The sequence below is a fragment of the Selenomonadales bacterium 4137-cl genome, assembly GCA_032334055.1.
GTDB classification, from domain to species: Bacteria; Bacillota; Negativicutes; order Sporomusales; family UBA7701; genus Anaeroselena; species Anaeroselena agilis.
Map to the genome: position 1 here is coordinate 1,436,848 of JAUOZS010000001.1, position 22,056 is coordinate 1,458,903.

The following is a 22,056-nucleotide window of genomic DNA, read 5'->3' on the forward strand; positions in this document are numbered from 1 at the left end:
AAGATGCAGACTAACACCGAACTTCTGGCGCAAGGACCGAGGATAAAAGTATTCGTCGGCGAATTCGGCAGCGGCAAGACGGAGCTGGCGGTTAACTACGCCATCCAGCTTAGGCAGCTCGGGCATCAGACGGCCGTGGTCGACATCGATCTCGTCAAACCCTATTTTCGGACCCGCGAAAACCGCGCCCTGCTCGAGGAACGCGGCGTGACCGTCGTCGCCCCCGACCGCAGACTGGCCCACTCCGACTTGCCGATAATGCCGGAAGACCTTACAAGGGTTCTTTACCAACAAGAATACCAGGTCGTGATGGATGTCGGCGGTGGCGAATCGGCCATCGTTCTTGGTCAACTCAACCGGAAATTCAACGATAATCCCTATCAGGCGTGGCTGGTCGTCAATACCCGCCGTCCGTTCACCAACACAGCCACCGCCGTTGTGGACGTTTGCCGCCGCATCGAGCAGGTCTCGCGGCTGACGGTGTCGGGCATCGTCAGCAACACCAATCTTGCCGGCGAAACCACTGTCGCCCAAATCCGCGAAGGTCTGGCCGTCGCCGAAGAAGCCGCGGGCATCATCGGCGTGCCGATCAAATGGGTGGTAGCCCCCGAATGGCTCGCCGACGAAGTGAAAACTGATTACCCGTTATTCGTGCTCAAGCCGTACACCCATTACCCCTGGATGGAGTAAAAAGCCATCTGCGTCATTCCTTTACCGCAGGCTGTCTCTTCGGTACCCGACCGGCGGGTGCGAGGCAAGCAGCGCCAGGAAACGGCGGAAATCACCCACCTTGCCGGAAAAATAAAGACCGTTCACGGTTATAACGATATGCATGGCTGTCCCTCCCTTTGGCGTAATATATGCCTAGGGAGGGAGAATAATGCTTGGAGGTATTCATGTCCAGACTTACCGAACACCGGTTAGCGTCCGAAATCGTTTATAACGGAAAAATATTGACGGTTCGCCACGACCGTGTCCGCCTGCCGGACGGCCGGGAAGCCACCCGCGATGTCGTCGGGCACCCCGGGGCGGTGGCCGTTGTGCCCATTACCGCGACCGGCGAGATTGTTCTCGTCCGCCAGTACCGCTATCCCGTCGCCAAGGAGCTTCTAGAGGTGCCGGCCGGCAAACTGGACAAAGGAGAACAGCCCGAGGATTGCGCCCGCCGCGAGCTTGAGGAGGAGACAGGCTACCGCGCCGGCCGCTTGGAGCACCTGGCCACTTTTTATACCGCTCCCGGCTTTACCGACGAAATCATGCATCTCTACCTGGCGCGCGACCTTAGCCCGACGGCGCAAAACACCGACGGCGACGAATTCATCGACATCGAATACTACACAGCCTCACAGGTAAAAAAACTCCTCGCCGATAAAGAGATAATCGATGCCAAAACCATAATCGGCCTTCTGATGGCCGGTCTCGGGCGATGAAAAATTTCTTCGCGGATTTCCATGTCCACGTGGGCCTCAGCGAAAGCGGCCGCTGGGTCAAAATCCCCACTTCGGCTCGTCTGACCCTCCGCAACATCCTCGCCGAGGCGGCGGAACGCAAAGGTCTGCAAATCGTCGGCGTCGTTGACGCCCTTTCGCCGCTCGTCCGCGACGATTTCGCCCTGCTTTCCGCAGAAGGCCTGCTCGTCCTCGACAGTCAGGGCGGCTATCGTTACGATGATCGGCTTACCCTCCTGCTCGGGGCGGAAATCGAGACAAGCGAGCCTGACGGCGGCTCGGCCCATACGCTCGTTTTCCTGCCCGACATCGGACTGATGGCCGACTTTTCCGCTACGATGAGCCGGCACATCCGCAACATTCACATGAGTTCACAGAACGCCCACATGCCCCTGGCCGAGCTCGTGCGCATCGCCGCGCCCTTTGGCGCGCTCATCGTCGTCGCCCACGCCTTTACGCCCCACAAGGGCCTGTACGGCAGCTGCACCGCCCGCATGGCCAATATCCTCGGTGAACGGGAGATGGCGGCGATCGGCGCGGTCGAACTCGGCCTGAGCGCAGACAGCTCACTCGCCGACCGCATCGGCGAGCTGGCGTCTTTTACCTTTATAACCAATTCCGACGCCCATTCCCTCGACAAAATCGCCCGCGAATACAACCTGCTCACTCTCGGAGCAGCCACCTTCCAGGAATGCGCCTGGGCTTTCGCCCGTCGTGAGGGCAGGGCGGTGGCGGCCAACTTCGGTCTTGACCCGCGCCTGGGAAAATACCACCGGACATTCTGCGGCCACTGCGATTATTTCGACCCGGCCGGAGCTCCGTTCACCGACGCTTGTCCGCGCTGCGGCAGCAGCAAAATCGTCCGTGGCGTCTTCGACCGCATCGACGACATCGCCGACTGGCCCGAACCCCGTCACCCGGACCATCGGCCTCCTTACCGCCACCAGGTACCCCTAAGCTTTATCCCCGGCGTGGGCGGCAAAGCGCTCGACAAACTGCTGGCCGCCTTCGGGTCGGAAATGAACGTGCTCCACAACGTGGACGCCGCCGCGCTCAGGGAAGTGGTAGGCGCCAAGGCTGCCGCCGCCATTATCGCCGCCCGCGCCGGCGAAGCGGCCATAACCGCCGGTGGCGGCGGCATATACGGCAAGCTGACGAAAAATTAGTGGGACAGAGGGTATAACGCTCCCCTGCCTGGCATACATTTTAGCAGGTGTAGTCGGGAGGAAGGCGCATGGTGGGAAATTTCCGTCAGAATATGAATGAGTATTTCCGCGCCAACATCGTCGCCTACTTTTTCATGATCCTGATTTTCGTTATCGGCGTCGCTGTCGGCGCGTTGGCCGTCAAAGCGCTGCCTGAAGACCAGAAGCTGGAGCTCATCGGCTACCTGAAAGTATTCTTCCAGGGCCTTGTTCAGAGCCCGGGCGTGGTCGACACGCCCGCCCTGTTCAGCACCGTTGCCCTGAGCAGCGTCAAGACCATCGGCCTTATCTGGCTGCTTGGCTTCACGGTTGTCGGCATACCCTTCGTCCTGTTCATCATTTTCACCCGCGGCTTCGTTATCGGCTTTACCGTCGGCTTCCTCATCAACGAATACATCATGAAAGGCCTGGCATTCGCCTTGGCGTCAGTATTGCCGCACAACTTCTTCGCCGTTCCCGCCCTGTTGGCCGCGGGTGTTGCGGCGACCTCCTTCTCCATGATGCTGGTGAGGCGGAAGCAGCGGGCCAAGGTCAATATCCTGTACGAATCGGTGGGTTACACCGTTTTCTGCCTGTTAATGCTCGCGCTGATGCTGGCAGCCGCCGTAATCGAAGTATACATTTCGCCGGTTTTCATGAAGCTTGTCGCCGGGCTGCTGCTGAAACAATAGTCGCTCCGGCGAATAAGAATGCCTCCTCCGCGCCGTCGGCCCGCCCGGCGGTTTTGTTTTTCCGCCGTTATTAATTTACATTGTCGGGAATATCCAAAACCAAATGTGAATAAGTATGATATTAAGTTAAGCCGCGGAAAGAGGTGGGGGAGATGATTGTCGGCATCTCGTGGCGCATCGTCTCCCGGCGCGTTAAGGCTGCGCTAAAGGCGATGGCCCTGGTAGTCATGGTTTTTTATGTGTTGTCGAAGCTATTGGGGTTTTTGTGGCAATTTAACCAGCCGCTACCCAAGATACGGGATGACCATTATTTGGAAAAACCGCTGCGGGTAATATCAGATTATGTTAAGGTAATTTAGTTTACGAAAAAAATAAGAAAATCTATTATTTTCGACAGGAAAAGAAAGGAAAACGGGCATCTGATGTTGAATAATACCACCCACTGTTAGATTGCGCGTCAGGATCGGAAATTTTGCCAAGAGAAAAAGGTGATTGGAATGGAAGGTTACGTAAACGAGTTTATTCAATATCTGGCGGTGGAAAGGGGGCTGGCCCAGAACACCCTGGAGTCTTACGGCCGAGACCTCCGGCAGTTTCAGGCCTACCTGCACAACGGGCAGCTGGACTTTATAAAGGACTCAAACCGTAGCACCATTCTCGCCTATCTGAACAACCTGCAAACAAAGGGCAGGGCTGTTTCGACTATTTCGCGCAATCTCGCCGCCATCAAATCCTTTTACCAGTATCTTGTCAGGGAGCGCTACCTCGAGAAGGATCCCGCCGCCCATCTCGAGTCGCCTAAATTAGAGAAAAAACTCCCCAAAATTCTATCCATTTCCGAGGTGGAAGAACTTCTCAAGCAGCCCAACACCTTCCTGCCCACCGGGCTGAGGGACAAGGCCATGCTGGAGCTTCTCTACGCTACCGGCATCAGGGTTTCCGAGCTCATCTCGCTGAATATCTCCGACATAAACCTGGACATGGGGTATATCAAGTGCTACGGCAAAGGCGCCAAGGAGCGGATCGTGCCGCTCGGCTCCATCGCCGCCAAATGCGTTCAGGAGTACATAAGCAAGGGCCGGCCCAAGTTGGTCCGTACGTACGAGGAGGCCGCCCTGTTCGTCAACCACCACGGCAACAGATTGACCCGGCAGGGCTTCTGGAAGATAATCAAAAAATACGCTCAGGAAGCAACGATCAACAAGGAGATCACCCCGCACACCCTGCGGCACTCCTTTGCCACCCATCTGCTGGAGAACGGCGCCGACCTGCGTTCGGTGCAGGAGATGCTCGGCCACGCCGACATCTCCACAACCCAGATTTACACCCATGTCACTAAGAACCGCCTCAAAGAAGTGTATGACAAGGCTCACCCCCGCGCATGATAAAATCAAAGCCTAAGGTGGGGATACAGAGTTGTTTGTACGCATCATTATCGTCGTAATGGACAGTGTCGGCGCCGGCGCGTTGCCTGACGCCGCAGAATACGGTGACCTCGGGGCCGATACCCTGGGTAACATAGCCCGCTGTCACGGCGGGCTTTTTTTGCCGACCCTGGCTTCGTTAGGGCTTGGTTGCATACATCCCCTGGACGGGGTTGAACCTGCCGGCCGGCCGTTGGCCAGCTACGGCAAGATGGCCGAGGTATCGAAAGGCAAGGATACCACCAGTGGCCACTGGGAGATGGCCGGTTGTCCGCTTTTCCGGCCCTTCCCTGTTTACCCTCACGGTTTCCCGGCCGAGGTCGTCGATTCCATCGAAGCCCTTACCGGACGCAAGGTCATCGGCAACAAGGCCGCCTCCGGTACAGAAATCATCGCCGAGCTGGGCGAAGAACACCTAAAGACAGGCGCTCTCATCGTCTATACCTCGGCTGACAGCGTTCTACAGATAGCCGCCCACGAAGACATCGTGCCGGTGGACAAGCTGGGGGCGATTGCTCGTCGTATCAGGGACGAAATCTGCCGCGGCGAACACGCCGTAGGCCGGGTTATCATCCGGCCCTTTATCGGCGTCCCGGGCCGCTTCGTGCGCACCGCCAACCGCCACGACTACAGCCTGGAGCCGCCTGCGCCGACAGTGCTCGACCGCCTGAAGGCAGCCGGCCGCATGACGATCGGAGTCGGAAAAATCGGCGACATCTTCGCCGGTCGCGGCCTCACCGACTCCCACCCCACGAAATCGAACGACCATGGCATGGCCACTCTTGAAACCCTAGTGCGCCAAGAACGGCGCGAAGGGCTTATCTTCGCCAACCTGGTCGAATTCGATAGTGTCTACGGCCACCGTAACGACTGCCACGGGTACGCCCGTGCCCTCGAGAGGCTGGACGGACAGCTTGCCCTCCTGCTACCGCTTCTGGACGACCGCGACCTGTTGGTAATTACCGCCGACCATGGCTGCGACCCGACGGTCGCCGGCACCGACCATACCCGCGAGTACGTGCCGCTCCTCGCCTATGCCAGTGGACGGCCCGGCCGCAGTCTCGGTGTCAGGGCCACCTTCGCCGATCTGGCGGCGACGGTGGCGGAGAACTTTGCCCTTAAGCCTCTGCCGTACGGCACGAGCTTTTTGGGCGAGATAACGGGGTGACCATACGTGCGCATCGTAGATACCATCCTTGATAAACGCGACGGCCGCGAGTTGTCCGCCGCGGTGATAAACGAGCTGATCGCCTCATACACCGCCGGAGAGATACCCGATTACCAAATGGCCGCCTTCCTGATGGCCGTATACTTTCGCGGCATGACCGCGGCGGAAACCGCAGCCCTCACGCTCGCCATGGCCAAATCCGGGGCCACCGTCGACCTCGGCGCCGTGCCCGGCGTCAAGGTCGACAAACACAGCACGGGCGGGGTCGCGGACACCACCACCCTTGTGCTTGCGCCGCTGGTGGCGGCCGCCGGCGTGCCGGTGGCGAAAATGTCCGGGCGCGGCCTCGGTTTCACCGGCGGAACCATCGACAAACTTGAGGCTATCCCCGGTTTCCGCACCGCCCTCAGCAGCGAGGAATTTCTCGCCAACCTTGGCCGCATCGGCGTGGCCATCACCGGCCAGACCGCCGACATCGCCCCGGCCGACGGCAAGCTTTACGCCCTCCGTGACGTCACCGCCACCATCGAAAGCATACCCCTAATTGCTTCATCGGTCATGAGCAAAAAGATCGCCGCCGGCGCCGACAAGATACTCCTCGACGTAAAAACCGGCAGCGGCGCCTTCATGAAGACGCCCGAACAAGCCTTCAAACTGGCGGAAACCATGGTCGGCATCGGGACGCTGGTCGGCCGCGAAACCATGGCCGTCATCTCCACGATGCACGAGCCGCTGGGCCTTGCGGTCGGCAACAGCCTGGAAGTCGCCGAAGCCATCGACATCTTGAGCGGTGCCGGCGGCGCTCCCGAACTGCGGGAGATATGCCTGACCCTTGGCGCCCATATGCTCGTAATGGCCGGGAAAGCCGCCGACTTCGCCGCCGGCTACCGCAAGCTGCAAGAGCTTCTCGACGGCAAGGAGGCGCTGGCGAAATTCGCCGCCCTCGTGGCCGCCCAGGGAGGCAACCCCGACGTCGTCGCCAACCGTGCCCTCCTGCCGCTGGCCGCCATCCGCCACATTGTCGCGAGTCCGGCGGGCGGCTTCGTGCAGTCCGTCGATGCCGCCCGCATCGGCTATGCCGCTATGATCCTCGGCGCGGGCCGCGAGTACAAGGGCCAGCAAATCGACCTCGGAGCAGGGCTAGTCATGCACTGCCGCCTCGGCGACAAGCTCGCGCTAGGCCAGCCGCTGGCCACCCTCTACACCGCAGACCCGACCAAAATACCGTCAGCCGAGGCCGCCATCTCCGCCGCGATTACCATCGGGCCGGACAAGGCCGCCAGACCGGAGCTTATCCTCGGTACTGTCACCGCCGCCGGTATAAACATGGTATAAATGTGAAAACGACAAAAGCCTGCCGAAGCCGTCGCTTGAAGATAGCGGCGGTTTTTTTGCGCCTTGCCTCGGGCGAAGCCGCCTGGCGATATTCAGCCATTTTCCGGTTATCCTAACACCAGACAGCGCAGGGTAGGTACCAGTGTACAAGCAAAGCCATTTTGGAGGGCGGGAAAGCATGGCCCACAAACGGTCGGGGCAGGTTATTCTAAAAGGCACGCTCATGCTGACAACGGCGGGCATCATTGTGAAAATCATCGGCTCACTCAACTGGGTCATTCTCTCACGCGTCCTCGGCGGCGAAGGTATGGGCCTTTATCAAATGGCCTACCCGCTATATCTCCTGGCGTTGAGCGTATCCTCCGCCGGCATCCCCGTGGCCGTATCGATAATCACCGCCGAGCGGGTCGCCGAACTTGACTACCGGGGCGCCCGGCGTATTTTCCGGGTGGCGGCCTGGTTGCTTGCAGCGACCGGCGCCCTTTTCAGCCTGCTGATGTATTTTAGCGCCGCCTGGTTGATAGAGGAGCGATACATCCGTGACGCCCGGGCTTACTATTCGCTCGTCGCCCTGGCTCCAGCCATTTGGCTGGTCACCCTCCTCGCCGCCTTTCGCGGCTATCTCCAGGGCTGGCAGATCATGACCCCGACCGCCCTGTCCCAGGTCGGCGAACAGGTGCTTAGGGTCGTCACCATGCTGGCCTTCGCCACCTTCCTCGCACCGCGGGGAGTGGAGTACGCCGCCGCCGGGGCCACCTTCGGCGCTACGCCGGGGGCGCTGGCCGGCCTGATCGTCATGCTATTTTTTTACTGGCGGCATCGCGCGAAGCTTTCACAGGAGGCTACTGTATGCACGGAAAAGACGATCCCGGTTGCCGGGATAATCCGCCGCATCCTCGCTCTGTCGCTGCCTATTTCCGCCTCCGGCCTCATGCTGCCGGTGGTTGCCAACCTTGATCTCCTTATCGTTCCCAGAAGGCTGGAGGCGGCCGGCTACTCAGTGGCGGCGGCCACGGAACAGTTCGGCTACCTTACCGGCATGGCCGTGCCGCTTGCCGGCCTAGCCACCGTGCTAACCGGCGCTCTCGCCACCAGCATCGTCCCGGCCATTTCCGATGCCTGCGCCCGCCGGGACAGCGACCGGTTGCGCAGGCGCACCGCAGCAGCCTTCCGCCTCGCCAACACCGTCACGGTCCCGGCCGCGGCAGGCGTATACATACTTGCCGAGCCGCTGACCACGATGCTGTATCACGCGCCGGGGGCCGCGGCGGCGGTCGAGACACTCGCCTTCAGTATCCTCTTTCTCGGCATCCACCAGGTGTCCACCGGGATATTACAAGGGATGGGACGCACCCTTATTCCCGCCGTCAACATGGTTATCGCGGCCACTATCAAGGTTGGCCTGAACTGGACCCTCACCGCCGTGCCCGGTCTTGGGATCACCGGAGCGGCCTGGGCGACGGTGGCCGATACAATCCTCGCGGCATTGCTTAACATGTACTTTATCAGGCTGTATACCGGCTTCAGCCTCGACCTCAGGGCTTTGCTGAAAAGCGTACTCTCGGCCGCCGCGATGGGAACGGCCGTATATGGGACCCATCGCTTCCTGGCCGCTGCGGCGCACAGCAACTCACTGGCCACGGCGGCCGCCATCGTCGTCGGCATCGGAGTTTACGGCCTGTTCATGTTAACCGTGGGCGGCATCAGAGCAACGGACATAAAAATGGTGCCGCTGATCGGTGAAAATCTGCTGAAAATACTCGTCGCTTTTCGTCTGCTTAAGCACAACAGCGCCGGCTGACGACGCGTGATGCTTTCAATTACCAAGTGTAAGGGCAAATTCTCCTGGACACGCTAGCAACAAAAGCGAAAAAGGGGTGTACATTCTATGAGGCGACAGCGACCTGCGGCCATTTTAACCCTCCTGTTATTCATAGCTGCCATTATCTTAGGCCCCTGTCAAGCGGCAGCCGCCCCCGCGCCCAAGGCACCGTCCCGCGCCCCGGTGGAAACCACGGCGGTATCGGCAATTCTCATGGACGCCAACGGCAACATCCTCTACGAAAAAGACCCACACAAGCAGTTGCCGCCGGCCAGCGTAACCAAAATAATGACCTTATTATTGGGAATCGAAGCAGTAGAACAGGGTCGCCTCAAGCTTACCGACCAGATTCACACGAGTGAAAACGCCTGGCGCCAGGGGGGCTCGCAGATCTGGCTTGAGCCCGGGGAAGCGATGACCGCCAAAGAAATCCTCATCGCCGTGGCGGTCGTGAGCGCCAACGATGCGGCCGTAGCCCTTATGGAGCACATCTACGGCAGCGAAGCAGCCGCCGTAGACGCCATGAACCGCCGGGCCGAGGAACTCGGTCTCAAGAATACCCGCTTCGCAAACGTCAACGGACTGCCGGCCCCCGGCCACTACATGAGTGCGCACGACGCCGCCGTAATCGCCGTGGAAGCCGTCAAGCATCCGCTTTACTTGGAATTTTGCGGCATCAAGGAATACTGGCTGCGCGACGGCAAGAACTGGCTCGTGAATACCAACAAGCTGTTGTGGTGGTATAAAGGCGGCGACGGACTCAAAACAGGGTGGACGGAAGAAGCCAAATACTGTTTTGTGGGTACCGCAAAGCGCGACAGCCTCCGCCTAATCGGCGTCGTATTCGCCACTCCCGAACCCCGCTCGCATCTGCGGGAAAGCATGAAATTAATGGATTGGGGCTTCGCCAATTACAGCGCCGTACCGATTGTTGACAAAGGCGCGGCTGTCGATCGTCTGCGGGTAAGCAAGGGCACTGAGCGCGAGGTTTCCCTGGTCGCAAAAGAAGAACTTAACCTCACATTGCCCAAAGGACAGCAGAAAAACCTCCAGAAGCAGGTTCTCAGCGACGGCAGCCTCAAGGCGCCGGTGGAGGCCGGGCAGAAATGCGGCGAATTGGTGGTTCTCAAAGACGGCAAAGAGATTGGCAAAGTCGACCTCGTCGCCGAAAAGGCGGTCGCCAAAGCCGGTTTCTTCCGGATAATGCAGGATATGTTCGACACCCTGTTCAACCTCGCGAAATAAAGCTTCCCAGCTATGCGGGCCGTGTGCCCGCGTTTTTTTTGTCCTGATAAACTATCGGTAAAATTCACGACCTTTGCAGGAAAATTTTTCCTAATAGCGAATTATCGATATGAATGTGGCAAGCGGGAGGTAGGAATTTGAATATCAGCACTCAAGTAAAACAAGGCATTCTCGTCGTAAGGGTAGAAGGAGAGCTTGACATGCATGTCGCCGGCGAGTTCCGGCAGAAGATCGACGAAGCCCTTGACGCCGGCGACGTACGCCACGTCGTCCTCAGCCTCAAAGGGGTGACCTTTGTCGATAGTTCCGGCTTGGGAGCCATCCTCGGCCGCTATAAGAAAATCAGCGCCAACGGCGGGCTACTGCTGGCGGCCAACGTAAGGCCCCAGGTCAACAGGGTCTTTGAGTTGTCAGGGTTGCTGAAGATAATCAGGACATTCGGCACCGAGGCCGAAGCCCTGAATAGTCTGTGAGGAGGGCAACCATGGCGAGCAAGAACGAGATCAGAATGTCGTTCCCCAGTAACAGCGAAAACGTCGGCATTGCCCGGATAACCGCCGCCGCTTTTGCCTCGCAGCTCGATCTGACCATAAGCGATATCGAGGAAATTAAGGTCGCTGTTTCCGAAGCGATAACCAATGCCGTCATCCACGGCTATGGGGCCGGGGAGGGGGAGATAGAATTCACCCTCATGCTTGACGGCGACCGGCTGGAATTTGTCGTTGCCGACCACGGCAAGGGTATCGCCGACATCGAACAGGCCAGGCAGCCCTCATTTTCCACCGATCCGGACAGAATGGGCCTCGGTTTCGTCTTCATGGAATCTTTTATGGACGAAGTAGTTGTCGAATCAGCCGTCGGCACAGGCACAACCGTCAGGATGGTAAAAAGATTAGCCGCCCAGCCGGCTCATTAGGCGGGCGACCATGTTTGACGACAAGGAGATCGGCGTTCTGTTAGAGAAAGCCCAGGCAGGCGACCAGGGCGCCAAAGAACTGATCGTCGAAAAGAACCTCAACCTCGTGCGCAGCATCGTCCATCGTTTCACCGGGCGCGGGTACGAATGGGACGATCTTTTCCAAATCGGCTGCATCGGACTTATCAAAGCTGTCGAGCGCTTTGATCCGGCCTTTGGCGTCAAGTTCTCCACCTACGCAGTGCCGATGATTATCGGCGAAATTCGCCGCTTCATCCGTGACGACAGCCCGGTTAAAGTAAGCCGGCCGCTCAAAGAGCTTGCCTATCGGGTCCACCGTGTCCAGGAGAAGCTGCAGGGAAATCTCGGCCGCGAGCCGACCATCATAGAAGTGGCCGAAGAGCTCGCCCTTTCGCCCCAGGAGATCGCCGAAGCGCTCGAAGCCGTTCAGCCGCCCGCCTCTCTTTACGATCAGACCTTTTTCGAAGGCGGCGACCCCATCCGGCGCATGGATCAGATCGGTTCCGACCCCGGCCACGATGTCGTAGCGATCGATAATCTGGCGTTGAGGGAAATATTGTCCCGGCTGCCGCCGCGCGAACGCACGGTAATCAGGATGAGATTCTTTGAAGATAAGACCCAGTCGGAAATCGCCCGCCTTATCGGTCTTTCCCAGGTACAGGTATCACGGATAGAAAAGCAGGCCCTTAGATTAATCAAAGAATACCTCCAGACTTCCTGATAAATGGAGGTCTTATTTTTTTGCCTGGACGCGGCATACTAACCAAGAGGTGAAGAGCATGGTCAGCGCCAAGCGATGGTGGGTCGCCCTGCTGGTGGTTGCGCTGCTCGCGGCCGGAAGCGCAGCGGCGTGGGTATACCACTTTCGACCTTTACCCCGGACGCCGGCGCGAGCCCGCCAAGTCATGATCATGGATCATGCTGGTTACTTCGTCCAAATCCATCGAAACCTTAAACATTGAGGCATAAAACGGAGAAAAGGGAGCAGACTATGGACCGTAGCACACAATCAAACAACAAGGAGGCAAAATAATGGGTGTCGTAAAAGTCATCGAGCTCGTCGGCACTTCACGTCAGAATTGGACTGACGCTGTCGACAACGCCGTCAGCGAGGCGTCGAAAACCATCGACGACATACTGGGCGTAGAAGTGACCAATTTCACCGCCAACATCGATAGCGGCCGCATCGCCGAATACAAAGCAGATGTAAAAATCGCCTTCCACGTCCACTAATCGCATATCTGAAGGGTGCCGCAAGGCACTCTTTCATTTTTGGCGGAACGCATTAATTGCCCTATTGCCGGCAAGAATATATCAGGAGGTGAGCGACGTGCCCGTCAGCGACGGCAGGCAGGGACAGCAGGAATTTCAGAAATGGTACCAGGACCGCTACAATCAGGTCAAGCCCAAGCCGCCCATTCTCAAAAACGCCCTGTGGGCATTCGTGGTAGGCGGCCTTATTTGTACCCTGGGACAAGTCATCCAGACCTACTTCATCGGCCTCGGCTTATCGCAGAAAGAAGCGGCGGGGCCTACATCAGCTGTGCTTATCTTCCTGGCGGCCCTCTTTACCGGTCTTGGCATCTACGATGAGTTGGGCCGAAAAGCGGGCGCGGGTTCGATAGTTCCCATCACCGGCTTCGCCAATTCGATCGTCGCCCCCGCCATGGAGTACAAGCGGGAAGGCTATGTATTCGGTGTCGGGGCGAAAATGTTCACCATTGCCGGGCCGGTGATCGTCTACGGTCTCTTAACGGCCGTCGTCGTAGGACTGATATACTGGGCATTTCACTAGGGAGGGCAATACTTGAACAAGAAGAGCGGCAAGCAGACGATAGCCTACGCCGCCCCGCCCTTTCTGGTCTCGGCGGCCGCAGTCGCCGGACCGATGGAAGAGCAGGGGCTGCTGGGCGGACAGTATGACAGAATCCTTGAGGACAATCTTGCCGGTCAGGATAGCTGGGAAAAAACCGAATCCCTGATGCTGGAATTGGCTTTAAACACGGCTGTCAACAAAATGGGCGGCGCCTTGGACGACATCGACTTTATTCTTGCCGGCGACCTTCTCAATCAGCTCATGTCGTCCCACTTCGCCGCTCGCAGCCTGGGCCGCCCTTTCCTCGGCCTGTACGGCGCCTGTTCGACAATGGCCGAGAGTATGCTGCTCGGCGCGGTGCTCGTCGACGGCGGTTTCGCTTCCATGGTCGCGGCAGCGGTATCGAGCCATCACGACGCCGCCGAACGGCAGTACCGCTATCCCACCGAGCTCGGGGTGCAGCGTCCTCCGGCGGCGCAGTGGACGGTGACCGGCGCCGGGGCTGTCGTCCTCTCGCGGGAAGGCAACGGTCCGAGAGTCACGGCAGCAACTGTCGGCAAAGTGGTGGACGCCGGGCTGAAGGATCCGAACGCCATGGGACCGGCTATGGCGCCCGCCGCCGCCGACACGCTCTGGCAGCATCTGCAGGACACCGGCAGACAGCCCAATTACTACGACATCATCCTGACCGGCGATCTCGGCCAAATCGGCAAAACCCTGCTCATCCAGCTTATGCAGGAAAAGGGCGTTGACATCGCCGCGAATTACGAAGACTGCGGGCTGATGATCTACAAAGAGGAACAGGACCCTCACGCCGGCGCCAGCGGGTGCGCCAGTTCAGCGCTCGTTTTGTGCGGCCATGCTTTTCCGCTGCTCGTCGCCGGGCGGCTGAAACGCATCCTGCTCATCGGCACAGGCAGTCTTCACAGCCCCACCTCATACCAGCAGAAGGAAACACTCCCAGCCATCGCCCATGCCGTGGCCATAGAAGCATAGAGGAGGAGAAAAATTGCAGGCATATGTAATGGCCTTTGTCATCGGCGGCTTGATTTGCGTAATCGGCCAGCTTCTGATGGATCTCACCCCGCTTACCCCTGCTCATGTTCTCGTATTATTCGTCGTGATCGGCGGTATAATGAGCGGCCTCGGCCTTTATCAGCCTCTCGTCGAAATGGGGGGAGCCGGGGCGACCGTTCCCTTGCCGGGTTTCGGCCATGCTTTGGTCAGCGGCACCGTCGAAGAAATCAATAAATCCGGTCTGACTGGCGTCTTCAGCGGCGCCCTGAAAGCCTCGGCCTTTGGAATAACTGCGGCCGTAGTCTTTGGACTGCTGGCCGCCGTAACCTTCAACCCCCGGGGATAGGAGAAGGCAATGCTGTCCGTAGATTTCGCCGGCTTGATACTTACCGTCTGCCTAACTGGTCTTCGTTACCCGCTCTGTGTCCTCGGCGCCGCCGTTATCCACGATCTGGGGGCTGTACTCACCGCCCTCGTGTTTCAGGGGCGCGTCGATTCCGTTATCGCCGCCGGCGCTTTTGGCACAGCGTCCGTAAGCGGCGTCAAGGCAGGCGTGCCGGCCGTAATGGTGGCCCTGGGCGGGTCGTTGGTAAACTACCTTGTCGGCGCCAGCTTTGCCGGAGCGGCGTGGGAAAAGAACTCCCGGCTGCTCAACCCCGGAGCGGTGCTAAAGCAGCCCTTCGCTGTAATAAACCTGCGGCTCGCGGTCCTCTCAGCCATCGTAGCCCTCTGGCAGTTTATCTGAATGCGGGGAGATGCAATGATGAGAAGTTCGGCACGGAGGTCCGGCGGTCAGTATGGACGCCGGCGTGATGAAGAATACGCACAAGATCAAGAAGACCCCAGGCAGGATTCGAGCCGGGGTAAGAACGCCGACAACCTGATAGCCGACATGGCTAAAGGGTTCGTTGAGGCCCAGGCCAAGTTTGCCGGTTCCCCTGACGGCGGACCAAACCGGGAGATGCTCGCCATGCTGTCAAAAATCAGCGACCAGCTCTCGCAATTGCAAAAATCGGCCGACGGCCAGCAAGGAGCGCAGCAAGGCCAATCCTGCCAGCAAATGCAGCAAAGCCAGGGGCACAGCCAGGGAAGTCGGTCGATTCAGCAAGGCGCAGGGCAGGGCCAGGGGAATCAGCAGATACAACAAAGCGCGGGGCAGGGCCAGGGGAATCAACAGCAAAGCGCCGGCCAGAAGCAAAGCGGGCAACAAGAGGAGCTTAGCACCCTTTTCAGCAGTCTGCTGACCGGTAAAAAAACAGGCGACGGCAGCGAGCAGGTCGGGCAAAACAGCGACAGACAAGCGGGCGGGCAGTCGGCCGGCGGCGAAAAAACCTCTTCGGCCCAGACGGCCGCGCAGGCGCTCGCCCAAGCCCAGTACGAATTAGCCAACGAGCTTGAAGCCAGCCTGAACAAACTCAAGCAAGTCATCAGCGAGAGCGAAAAACTGGCCGATAGAATCAGCAACCTGCTCGGTCAGGAAAACGACTCACAAGGAACATGAGGTGAAATATTGGCAGCTAAAGTCAGAATTATAATCGTAACCGACGGCGACCGCTGCGCCCAGCATGTCGTGGAAAACATCGCCACCGATCTTGGCCTGCGGTGCATCTCCGCCTCAGCAGGCAACCCGACCCCGATCAGCGGGCAGGAAATCGTCGAACTGGTCAAAACCGTTCCCCATGATCCGGTGCTGGTCATGTTCGATGACCGCGGACGACGCGACAAAGGCAAGGGGGAAACAGCCATGGAGTATGTCGCCTCCCACCCTGACATAGAAGTCCTCGGGGCGGTGGCTGTAGCCTCCAACACCACCGGCATCCGGGGCGTCGCCGCCGATGCCAGCGTCAGCGGCGAAGGGGTGGTGGTCGACAATGCCGTCGATAAATACGGTCAGGAAAAAACGACTGGCCGTGATCGCACGATCATCAACGGCGACACCGTCGACGTACTCAACGCGGTTGATGTGCCTGTCATCATCGGCGTAGGCGACATCGGCAAGATGGACAAGGCGGACGACATCCGCCGCGGCGCCCCGGTGACGCGAAAAGCCATCGAGGAAATTTTAAAACGGAGCGGCGTCAGTTATGCAGGAAAGCCGTAAAATCGACGGCGACATCGATAAAAACATCAATTATCTCAAAGACCTTCTCGGCGTCGGCGAAACCTTCGACATCGTATTCCGCGAGTTCAAGATCGGCCGTCGGCGGGCGGCCACCTTCTCCATAAACGGAATGACCAATGACGTAGTTCTCAGCAACGTTTACCAAGCAATTTTGACCTGTCACCCTGAGGAACTCAGCATCAATACCCTCAATAAAGTCTTTTACCAGCGCCTGCCCCATTCGCAGGTAAAGCTGCTCGACAACATGAACGACAGCCTTGTCAGCCTCCTCTCGGGAGAAATGCTGCTTTTCATCGAAGGCGAGGAACAAGTCGTCGTAATCGACGCCCGGTCCTATCCAGCGCGCTCGCCGTCGGAATCCAACATCGAGAAAGTGACCAGAGGCTCACGCGACTCCTTCGTCGAAACAATCCCGTTCAACACCGCCCTCATCCGCCGCCGCCTCCGCGACGCCAACCTCCGCTTTGAAATCGTCAAAATTGGCGCCAGGTCAAAAACCGACGTCGCCATCTGCTATATCAAGGACATCACCAATCCCGGACTGGTCGACACTGTCAAGGAAAGGCTCAACGCGATCGCCATCGACGGCGTGCCGATGGCGGAGAAAGCAGTCGAGGAATTCATCGTCCACGGCAGCAAGTGGAATCCCTTGCCCAAGGTCCGCTACACCGAACGCCCCGACGTCGCCGCAGTCCATATGCTCGAAGGCCACGTATGCCTGATTGTGGACACCTCTCCCAGTATCATAATCCTGCCTACCACCTTCTGGCACCACGTCCAGCACGCCGAAGAATTCCGCCAGAACATGACCGCAGGCACATTCTTGCGCATTGTGCGTCTGGGGGCGGTACTGCTCTCACTGCTGCTGCCGCCTCTCTGGCTCTCCTTCGCCCTGCAGCCGCGGCTGTTGCCGGAAACCCTCTCTTTCCTGGGACCACGCGACCCCGGCATCATTCCTCTAGGCATCCAGTTCCTGCTGGCCGAATTTGGCGTCGAGATGGTCCGCATGGCCACCGTCCACGTTCCCTCCGCCCAGGCAACCGCTCTGGGCTTCATCGGCGCCTTCATGCTCGGCGAATTCGCCAGCCGCGTCGGACTGTTCGGCAACGAAGCCATCTTTTACATCGCCGTCGCCACCGTCGGCACATTCGCCACCCCCAGCTTCGAACTGGCCATGGCCGTCAGGCTGTTCCGCATCTTCCTCCTCCTGCTCGTTATCGCCTTTAAACTCCCCGGCCTATTAGGCGGCCTCGTCATCATCCTGCTTATCGCGGCGACGACCAAATCCTTCGGTGTTCCCTATCTATGGCCGGCCGTGCCGTTTAACTACAAAGCGATGAAGGACGTCATATTCCGCTTGCCGCTCCCCAGCAAGCTGATGCGGCCGGCAATCCTTAAGCCCCAAGACCCTGACCGCCTCGAAGACAACCGGACCGGGCGACGAAGCGGCGCAAAACGAAAGAACAGGGACGAAGACTAGAAAAAACCCGCCATTGGCGGGTTTTCACTTGCCGCGATAATACTCGCGGATTTTGCCCAGACTTGTATTCAGGCTGGTTACCTGCTCCTCGGCAGATCCCTGGCTTTCGGCATTGACAGCGTCCTTGAGCTGCTTAACATGCGAATGGGTGATCGTAACCGGGCCTAGGACACCCAATTTTTCCATCGTAGGCTTGGCTTTGTTCCAGGTATCCTCGAGACCTTTGACCTTAGACGCAGCCTTGCTCCAGTTCTTGTCCGCCACGTAAAAGCTTACGCTGCGGACGGCGTTGCCTACGGCGATCAAATCGGCGACCGGGGATAGTTTATACGACTTGCCTACTTCGCTAACGCTGCCCATGAACTTGTTCAGGTTCTCGTACGAGGCCGTTATCTTCTTGTCCATGATGCTTGTCACCAGTTTGCCGATCGCCTCATCGGCGTCCTTAACGCCCTTTTTGTCGCCTACCGCCGCTTTGGTTTGCTGCCAGGCAGCCTGGAGATTGTAAAGCCCGGACTCCGCCTCCTGCCAGTTTTCTTTGTTTATTCCCTCAAACACCGTGCCGGCGATCGCTTCCAGATCGTAAAGCAGGGCAGGGGCGGAGACGAAGCGCTCCATTACGGGCGGGTTGGGCTTGACGTCTTCCGGTTTGCCGGCCGGGCCGATATCCGGCTTTTTCGCCGGCCCCGCCAGTCCGCAGCCTGCCAGAACGGCCCCGAGCAAAAGCGCGGAAACGACTCTGGCGGCCAATGTCTTAAAATGCCGCAAATGCAACCCTCCTTTTCTCCATAGCTTGTACGCCGGACGGAGACTTTATTCTTCGTCCGGGGATATTGACACCGTCCGGCGTATATACTAAAATTAAACCAATCAAATACCCGTGTTGTATAGAGGTGCGGGCTGTTATCAGTACTTGCGGAGAGCTGGCCGAAGCGATGAACCGCAGGGAAAGGAATACCCGCCGAAGCCGTGTTTTTTGGCCAAAAACCCGGTTGGGCTTGTAGCTGAACAAGCGCAAGACTGTCATCCGGCGTATCCGCGCCGGGTGGAGCGCTATCTCACCGGCAATATTGTCTTTATTCGGAAGACGCGCGGCTGTGAGGTAGCTTACAGCCGCTTTTGTATTTTGTATCCGAAATTCCGTCAACACCGAAAGGAGATACCTCATGAACCTTCACGGCACCATGCGCATCAACCAGGCCGGCCATCTGGAAATCGGCGGCTGCGACACAGTTGAACTTGCCCGTCAGTTCGGAACTCCCCTCTATGTCATGGATGAGGCCCTGTTGCGCGAAAACTGCCGCGCTTACGTTGAATCGTTTCAGAAGCACTACCCTAACGCGGAAGTTATATACGCCAGTAAAGTCTTTTCCACCATGGCAATGTGCAGGCTGGTGGCCGAAGAAGGCATGGGTCTCGACGTTGTCTCCGGCGGCGAACTTTACACCGCCCTGGCCAGCGGATTCCCGGCGAACCGCATCTACTTTCACGGCAACAATAAATCGCCCGAGGAACTGGAAATGGCCCTCGAAGCCCGCGTCGGCCGCTATGTCGTCGACAACTTTTCGGAGCTTGATCTCCTGAACGAACTGGCCCGCCAGCGTAAAACCAAAGCCAAAATACTCATCAGGGTATCGCCCGGTATAGATGCTCACACCCATCATTACATCAAAACCGGCATGATCGACTCCAAATTCGGTCTTGCTATCGCCAACGGCCAGGCGCTGATGGGCGCCGAAAAGGCTCTCGGTATGAAAAACCTTGAGTTTAAAGGCATCCACTGCCATATCGGTTCGCAGATATTCGACCTTAATTCCTACAAAGAAGCGGCCGCCACCATGATGGCCTTCGTAAAAGAGATCAAAACCAAAACCGGCTACGCCTGCGAGGAACTTAACCTCGGCGGCGGCCTGGGAATCTACTACACCGAAGGCGACTCACCCCAGCCGATCGGCGAGCTCGTTGCCCTCATGACCAAAACGGTTCGGGAAGCGGCTACCGCCAACAACCTGCCTCTGCCGAAGATCATCGTCGAGCCCGGACGCTCGATCGTCGGCGAAGCAGGCGTCACCCTCTACACCGTCGGTTCGGTCAAAGACATCCCGGGAATCCGTAAATATGTGGCCGTCGACGGCGGCATGACCGACAATCCGCGCCCCGCCCTCTACCAGGCCAAATACGAAGCCGCCCTCGCCAACAAAATGAACGTTCCCGGCGAAGAAACCGTCTCCATAGCCGGCAAATGCTGTGAATCAGGCGACATGCTCATCTGGGACATCGAACTGCCCCCGACCGTTCCCGGCGATATTCTCGTCGTAACTTCCACCGGCGCCTATAACTATTCCATGGCCAGCAACTACAACCGCAACCGCCGACCGGCCGTAGTCTTCGCCTGCGGCGGCAAGGCCGAACTGGTCGTAAGGCGGGAAAGCTACGAAGACCTCATCCGCAACGATCTTGTCCCCGAGCGGATGCAGAACAAGGTCGCCTGCCTGGCCTAAAAAATACTTGCCACACGGGACCCGGCCTAAACCGGGTCCTAATATTTTGCATAGGCCGGTTTTTCTAGTATAATTTAGAAGTGAAGTCTTAAAGCGGGGGACAACGCCATGAACCACGACCCTGCTTCACTGCTCGTCTGCCATCCCCGGGCGCCCCTCCTGGACGCCATCGGCAGACGCTGTGCGGAGGCCGGCTTTCGCGCGGCCGCCGTCGGCGGGTTTGTCCGCGACCTGCTGCTGGGCATAATAAGCCAGGATATCGACATCGTCGTCGAAGGCGACGCCATCTTCTGCGCCAAACTGCTGGCCGCACGCCTGGGCGGCGCCGTCGTCAAAACCTCCCGTTTCGGCACCGCCGTTGTCATGGTGGGCGGCACCCGCCTCGACCTGGCGATGGCCCGGACGGAAAGCTACTCCCGGCCGGGAGCGTTGCCGGAGGTAAGCCCCGGCACGCTTGCCGACGACCTGTGGCGGCGCGACTTCACCGTCAATGCCATCGCCCTCGACATCGGTCCCGGTTACTTCGGCCGCCTGATCGACGAAGTAGGGGGGAGGAAGGACCTCACCGCGAGAACCATCCGCATCCTCCACGCCGGCAGCTTCAGCGACGACCCGACGCGCATGCTGCGCGCCGTCCGCCTGGCCCATCGTCTACGGTTTTCCTTTGCCGACCCCACCGCCGCCCGCCTGCGGGAAGCGGTCTGCAACCGTAACTGGCTGACCGTCGGCTCCCACCGCCTGGGCCGGGAAGTCCGGCTGCTCTTTCGGGAAAACGACTTGCCCGGCCTATTTCGAAGCCTCGACCGGTGGGGGATGTTCCGGCCCATTTTTGCGACCGTGCCGACCGCAGCCAAGCTTGACGCCCTGGCGCGCATCGATGAGGCAGTTGCCAGCCTGGCGCTCTTGGGTCACCGATGCGACCGCACGGCGGTCGCGGCCCTCATTATCGGCGGTCGGGCCGGCTTCTGGCTCCAGTGCGAGAGCGGCTTAGAAACACCTGACAGACTACGCGCCGTCAGTGGCGCGCTAGCCTCGCCGGGGGCCGGCGACCGCCTGCACGTCATGCTCGCCGATATTCCCCCGGCGATGCTTGCCTATCTTTGGATAATGTGCCAAAATGAAGAGGAACGGTTTAGGCTTCAATCAGCCCTGGCCGGAATAAGCCGCCCGCGTCCTTCCATGGGCGGGAGGGCGAGTTTTGACAGCCTGTCGTCTGAACCGCATAAGGAGGATAATTAGTGTTTGGCTTTGACCCCGATATGGTATTTCGCATTCCCGCCCTGCTCATAGCCCTCACCGTGCACGAGTACGCTCACGCCCGCGCCGCCGTGTCCCTCGGCGACCCCACGCCGCGCTACGCCGGGCGGCTGACCCTCAACCCCATTCCCCATCTCGACCCCATCGGCCTCATCATGCTGTGGCTGTTTCGCTTCGGCTGGGCCAAGCCCGTGCCCATCAACCCTTTCAACCTCAGAAACGGCCGCTGGGGCATCATGACCGTGTCGCTCGCCGGCCCGGGTGCCAACATAGTCATGGCATTCGTCAGCGCCGTCGTGTTCGGCGTCGTCGCCAAACTGAACCTCGGCAATATCGAGATATACAAGGTCATTCAGTGGACCTACACCTACAACCTTATCCTCGCCGTATTCAATCTCATCCCCGTGCCGCCGCTTGACGGCTCGCAGATAGTCTCCAGCTTCCTGCCGCCCCGCCAGGCCGATGCCTACGAGCGCATCGCACCTTACGGGCCGTTCATCCTCATGGCGCTTGTCTACCTCGGCGTCGTCGGCGCCTTCATCTACCCCGTCGAAGCCTTTATCGGCCGCATCATCTCCGCCATCGTAGCGCTTATCGTATAGGAGGAA

General features: G+C 58.9%; 26 protein-coding genes and 1 riboswitch. Of the genes, 24 read left to right on the plus strand and 2 right to left on the minus strand.

The genetic code is table 11. From position 1 onward, the window contains the following. The first annotated feature begins 3 nt into the window (after positions 1-3). Positions 4-690, plus strand: a complete 687-nt coding sequence (locus tag Q4T40_07535; GenBank protein ID MDT8901084.1) for a hypothetical protein — start codon at positions 4-6, stop codon at positions 688-690. 21 nt (positions 691-711) lie between these two features. Here the strand turns inward: Q4T40_07535 and Q4T40_07540 are convergent, their stop codons facing one another. Beyond that, complete coding sequence (locus tag Q4T40_07540) at positions 712-834, minus strand: hypothetical protein (GenBank protein MDT8901085.1); 123 nt, start codon at positions 832-834, stop codon at positions 712-714. 62 nt (positions 835-896) lie between these two features. Here Q4T40_07540 and Q4T40_07545 point away from each other — a divergent pair, with 62 nt between their 5' ends. The 20 genes from Q4T40_07545 to Q4T40_07640 all read left to right on the plus strand — a co-directional run bounded on the left by Q4T40_07545 (position 897) and on the right by Q4T40_07640 (position 17,690). Continuing rightward, the gene (locus Q4T40_07545; protein MDT8901086.1) at positions 897-1,430 is read left to right on the plus strand and encodes an NUDIX hydrolase; all 534 of its coding nucleotides are present in this window, start codon (positions 897-899) and stop codon (positions 1,428-1,430) included. Then, the gene (locus tag Q4T40_07550) at positions 1,427-2,614 is read left to right on the plus strand and encodes an endonuclease Q family protein (protein ID MDT8901087.1); all 1,188 of its coding nucleotides are present in this window, start codon (positions 1,427-1,429) and stop codon (positions 2,612-2,614) included. The genes Q4T40_07545 and Q4T40_07550 overlap by 4 nt, the downstream gene beginning before the upstream one ends. Before the next feature lie 68 nt (positions 2,615-2,682). After that, complete coding sequence (gene spoIIM, locus Q4T40_07555) at positions 2,683-3,324, plus strand: stage II sporulation protein M (GenBank protein ID MDT8901088.1); 642 nt, start codon at positions 2,683-2,685, stop codon at positions 3,322-3,324. 152 nt (positions 3,325-3,476) lie between these two features. After that, entirely contained in the window at positions 3,477-3,683 is a 207-nt protein-coding gene (locus Q4T40_07560; GenBank protein MDT8901089.1) for a hypothetical protein, read from the plus strand. A 138-nt stretch (positions 3,684-3,821) separates the two neighbouring features. Beyond that, positions 3,822-4,709, plus strand: coding sequence for a site-specific tyrosine recombinase XerD (xerD, locus tag Q4T40_07565; GenBank protein MDT8901090.1), 888 nt, complete (start codon positions 3,822-3,824; stop codon positions 4,707-4,709). A 31-nt stretch (positions 4,710-4,740) separates the two neighbouring features. Further along, positions 4,741-5,916, plus strand: a complete 1,176-nt coding sequence (locus tag Q4T40_07570) for a phosphopentomutase (GenBank protein ID MDT8901091.1) — start codon at positions 4,741-4,743, stop codon at positions 5,914-5,916. Positions 5,917-5,922: 6 nt separating this feature from the next. Beyond that, positions 5,923-7,251, plus strand: coding sequence for a thymidine phosphorylase (locus tag Q4T40_07575; protein MDT8901092.1), 1,329 nt, complete (start codon positions 5,923-5,925; stop codon positions 7,249-7,251). Positions 7,252-7,429: 178 nt separating this feature from the next. Next, positions 7,430-9,052, plus strand: coding sequence for an oligosaccharide flippase family protein (locus Q4T40_07580; GenBank protein MDT8901093.1), 1,623 nt, complete (start codon positions 7,430-7,432; stop codon positions 9,050-9,052). 87 nt (positions 9,053-9,139) lie between these two features. Further along, positions 9,140-10,318, plus strand: coding sequence for a D-alanyl-D-alanine carboxypeptidase family protein (locus Q4T40_07585; protein ID MDT8901094.1), 1,179 nt, complete (start codon positions 9,140-9,142; stop codon positions 10,316-10,318). 137 nt (positions 10,319-10,455) lie between these two features. Continuing rightward, the gene (gene spoIIAA, locus Q4T40_07590) at positions 10,456-10,791 is read left to right on the plus strand and encodes an anti-sigma F factor antagonist (GenBank protein MDT8901095.1); all 336 of its coding nucleotides are present in this window, start codon (positions 10,456-10,458) and stop codon (positions 10,789-10,791) included. An 11-nt stretch (positions 10,792-10,802) separates the two neighbouring features. Beyond that, the gene (gene spoIIAB, locus Q4T40_07595) at positions 10,803-11,234 is read left to right on the plus strand and encodes an anti-sigma F factor (GenBank protein ID MDT8901096.1); all 432 of its coding nucleotides are present in this window, start codon (positions 10,803-10,805) and stop codon (positions 11,232-11,234) included. 10 nt (positions 11,235-11,244) lie between these two features. Continuing rightward, positions 11,245-11,976, plus strand: a complete 732-nt coding sequence (locus tag Q4T40_07600) for a SigF/SigG family RNA polymerase sporulation sigma factor (GenBank protein ID MDT8901097.1) — start codon at positions 11,245-11,247, stop codon at positions 11,974-11,976. Positions 11,977-12,287: 311 nt separating this feature from the next. After that, complete coding sequence (locus tag Q4T40_07605; GenBank protein MDT8901098.1) at positions 12,288-12,488, plus strand: dodecin family protein; 201 nt, start codon at positions 12,288-12,290, stop codon at positions 12,486-12,488. 97 nt (positions 12,489-12,585) lie between these two features. After that, on the plus strand, positions 12,586-13,050 hold the full coding sequence (gene spoVAC, locus Q4T40_07610) for a stage V sporulation protein AC (GenBank protein ID MDT8901099.1): 465 nt from the start codon (positions 12,586-12,588) through the stop codon (positions 13,048-13,050). A gap of 12 nt (positions 13,051-13,062) precedes the next feature. After that, a complete protein-coding gene (gene spoVAD / locus Q4T40_07615; GenBank protein ID MDT8901100.1) occupies positions 13,063-14,067 on the plus strand; it encodes a stage V sporulation protein AD in 1,005 nt (334 codons plus the stop codon). A gap of 28 nt (positions 14,068-14,095) precedes the next feature. Beyond that, positions 14,096-14,434 (plus strand): stage V sporulation protein AE, encoded by a 339-nt coding sequence (gene spoVAE / locus Q4T40_07620; GenBank protein ID MDT8901101.1) that lies wholly within the window; start codon positions 14,096-14,098, stop codon positions 14,432-14,434. Between the two features lie 9 nt (positions 14,435-14,443). Continuing rightward, on the plus strand, positions 14,444-14,833 hold the full coding sequence (locus Q4T40_07625) for a hypothetical protein (protein ID MDT8901102.1): 390 nt from the start codon (positions 14,444-14,446) through the stop codon (positions 14,831-14,833). 15 nt (positions 14,834-14,848) lie between these two features. Then, entirely contained in the window at positions 14,849-15,589 is a 741-nt protein-coding gene (locus tag Q4T40_07630) for a hypothetical protein (GenBank protein ID MDT8901103.1), read from the plus strand. A 9-nt stretch (positions 15,590-15,598) separates the two neighbouring features. Next, positions 15,599-16,189: a stage V sporulation protein AE gene (locus Q4T40_07635; protein MDT8901104.1), complete on the plus strand. Its 591-nt coding sequence runs from the start codon at positions 15,599-15,601 to the stop codon at positions 16,187-16,189. After that, the gene (locus tag Q4T40_07640; GenBank protein MDT8901105.1) at positions 16,173-17,690 is read left to right on the plus strand and encodes a spore germination protein; all 1,518 of its coding nucleotides are present in this window, start codon (positions 16,173-16,175) and stop codon (positions 17,688-17,690) included. The genes Q4T40_07635 and Q4T40_07640 overlap by 17 nt, the downstream gene beginning before the upstream one ends. A gap of 24 nt (positions 17,691-17,714) precedes the next feature. Here Q4T40_07640 and Q4T40_07645 read toward each other — a convergent pair whose 3' ends face one another. Continuing rightward, positions 17,715-18,458, minus strand: a complete 744-nt coding sequence (locus Q4T40_07645) for a hypothetical protein (protein MDT8901106.1) — start codon at positions 18,456-18,458, stop codon at positions 17,715-17,717. A 112-nt stretch (positions 18,459-18,570) separates the two neighbouring features. Next, positions 18,571-18,754, plus strand: a riboswitch (Lysine riboswitch). 102 nt (positions 18,755-18,856) lie between these two features. Between Q4T40_07645 and lysA the strand changes: the two genes are divergently transcribed. The 3 genes from lysA (at position 18,857) to Q4T40_07660 (ending at position 22,050) form a co-directional block, all read left to right on the plus strand. Further along, the gene (gene lysA, locus Q4T40_07650) at positions 18,857-20,191 is read left to right on the plus strand and encodes a diaminopimelate decarboxylase (GenBank protein MDT8901107.1); all 1,335 of its coding nucleotides are present in this window, start codon (positions 18,857-18,859) and stop codon (positions 20,189-20,191) included. Positions 20,192-20,299: 108 nt separating this feature from the next. Then, the gene (locus Q4T40_07655) at positions 20,300-21,430 is read left to right on the plus strand and encodes a hypothetical protein (GenBank protein MDT8901108.1); all 1,131 of its coding nucleotides are present in this window, start codon (positions 20,300-20,302) and stop codon (positions 21,428-21,430) included. After that, complete coding sequence (locus tag Q4T40_07660; GenBank protein MDT8901109.1) at positions 21,430-22,050, plus strand: site-2 protease family protein; 621 nt, start codon at positions 21,430-21,432, stop codon at positions 22,048-22,050. The genes Q4T40_07655 and Q4T40_07660 overlap by 1 nt, the downstream gene beginning before the upstream one ends. Positions 22,051-22,056 lie beyond the last annotated feature (6 nt).

Bases quoted from the DNA above. Each gene is read 5' to 3' on its own strand.
- Q4T40_07535 (MDT8901084.1), top strand. From the start codon at position 4: ATGCAGACTAACACCGAACTTCTGGCGCAAGGACCGAGGATAAAAGTA.
- Q4T40_07540 (MDT8901085.1), bottom strand. From the start codon at position 834: ATGCATATCGTTATAACCGTGAACGGTCTTTATTTTTCCGGCAAGGTG.
- Q4T40_07545 (MDT8901086.1), top strand. From the start codon at position 897: ATGTCCAGACTTACCGAACACCGGTTAGCGTCCGAAATCGTTTATAAC.
- Q4T40_07550 (MDT8901087.1), top strand. From the start codon at position 1,427: ATGAAAAATTTCTTCGCGGATTTCCATGTCCACGTGGGCCTCAGCGAA.
- spoIIM (MDT8901088.1), top strand. From the start codon at position 2,683: ATGGTGGGAAATTTCCGTCAGAATATGAATGAGTATTTCCGCGCCAAC.
- Q4T40_07560 (MDT8901089.1), top strand. From the start codon at position 3,477: ATGATTGTCGGCATCTCGTGGCGCATCGTCTCCCGGCGCGTTAAGGCT.
- xerD (MDT8901090.1), top strand. From the start codon at position 3,822: ATGGAAGGTTACGTAAACGAGTTTATTCAATATCTGGCGGTGGAAAGG.
- Q4T40_07580 (MDT8901093.1), top strand. From the start codon at position 7,430: ATGGCCCACAAACGGTCGGGGCAGGTTATTCTAAAAGGCACGCTCATG.
- Q4T40_07585 (MDT8901094.1), top strand. From the start codon at position 9,140: ATGAGGCGACAGCGACCTGCGGCCATTTTAACCCTCCTGTTATTCATA.
- spoIIAB (MDT8901096.1), top strand. From the start codon at position 10,803: ATGGCGAGCAAGAACGAGATCAGAATGTCGTTCCCCAGTAACAGCGAA.
- Q4T40_07600 (MDT8901097.1), top strand. From the start codon at position 11,245: ATGTTTGACGACAAGGAGATCGGCGTTCTGTTAGAGAAAGCCCAGGCA.
- Q4T40_07605 (MDT8901098.1), top strand. From the start codon at position 12,288: ATGGGTGTCGTAAAAGTCATCGAGCTCGTCGGCACTTCACGTCAGAAT.
- spoVAE (MDT8901101.1), top strand. From the start codon at position 14,096: ATGGCCTTTGTCATCGGCGGCTTGATTTGCGTAATCGGCCAGCTTCTG.
- Q4T40_07625 (MDT8901102.1), top strand. From the start codon at position 14,444: ATGCTGTCCGTAGATTTCGCCGGCTTGATACTTACCGTCTGCCTAACT.
- Q4T40_07630 (MDT8901103.1), top strand. From the start codon at position 14,849: ATGATGAGAAGTTCGGCACGGAGGTCCGGCGGTCAGTATGGACGCCGG.
- Q4T40_07640 (MDT8901105.1), top strand. From the start codon at position 16,173: ATGCAGGAAAGCCGTAAAATCGACGGCGACATCGATAAAAACATCAAT.
- lysA (MDT8901107.1), top strand. From the start codon at position 18,857: ATGAACCTTCACGGCACCATGCGCATCAACCAGGCCGGCCATCTGGAA.
- Q4T40_07655 (MDT8901108.1), top strand. From the start codon at position 20,300: ATGAACCACGACCCTGCTTCACTGCTCGTCTGCCATCCCCGGGCGCCC.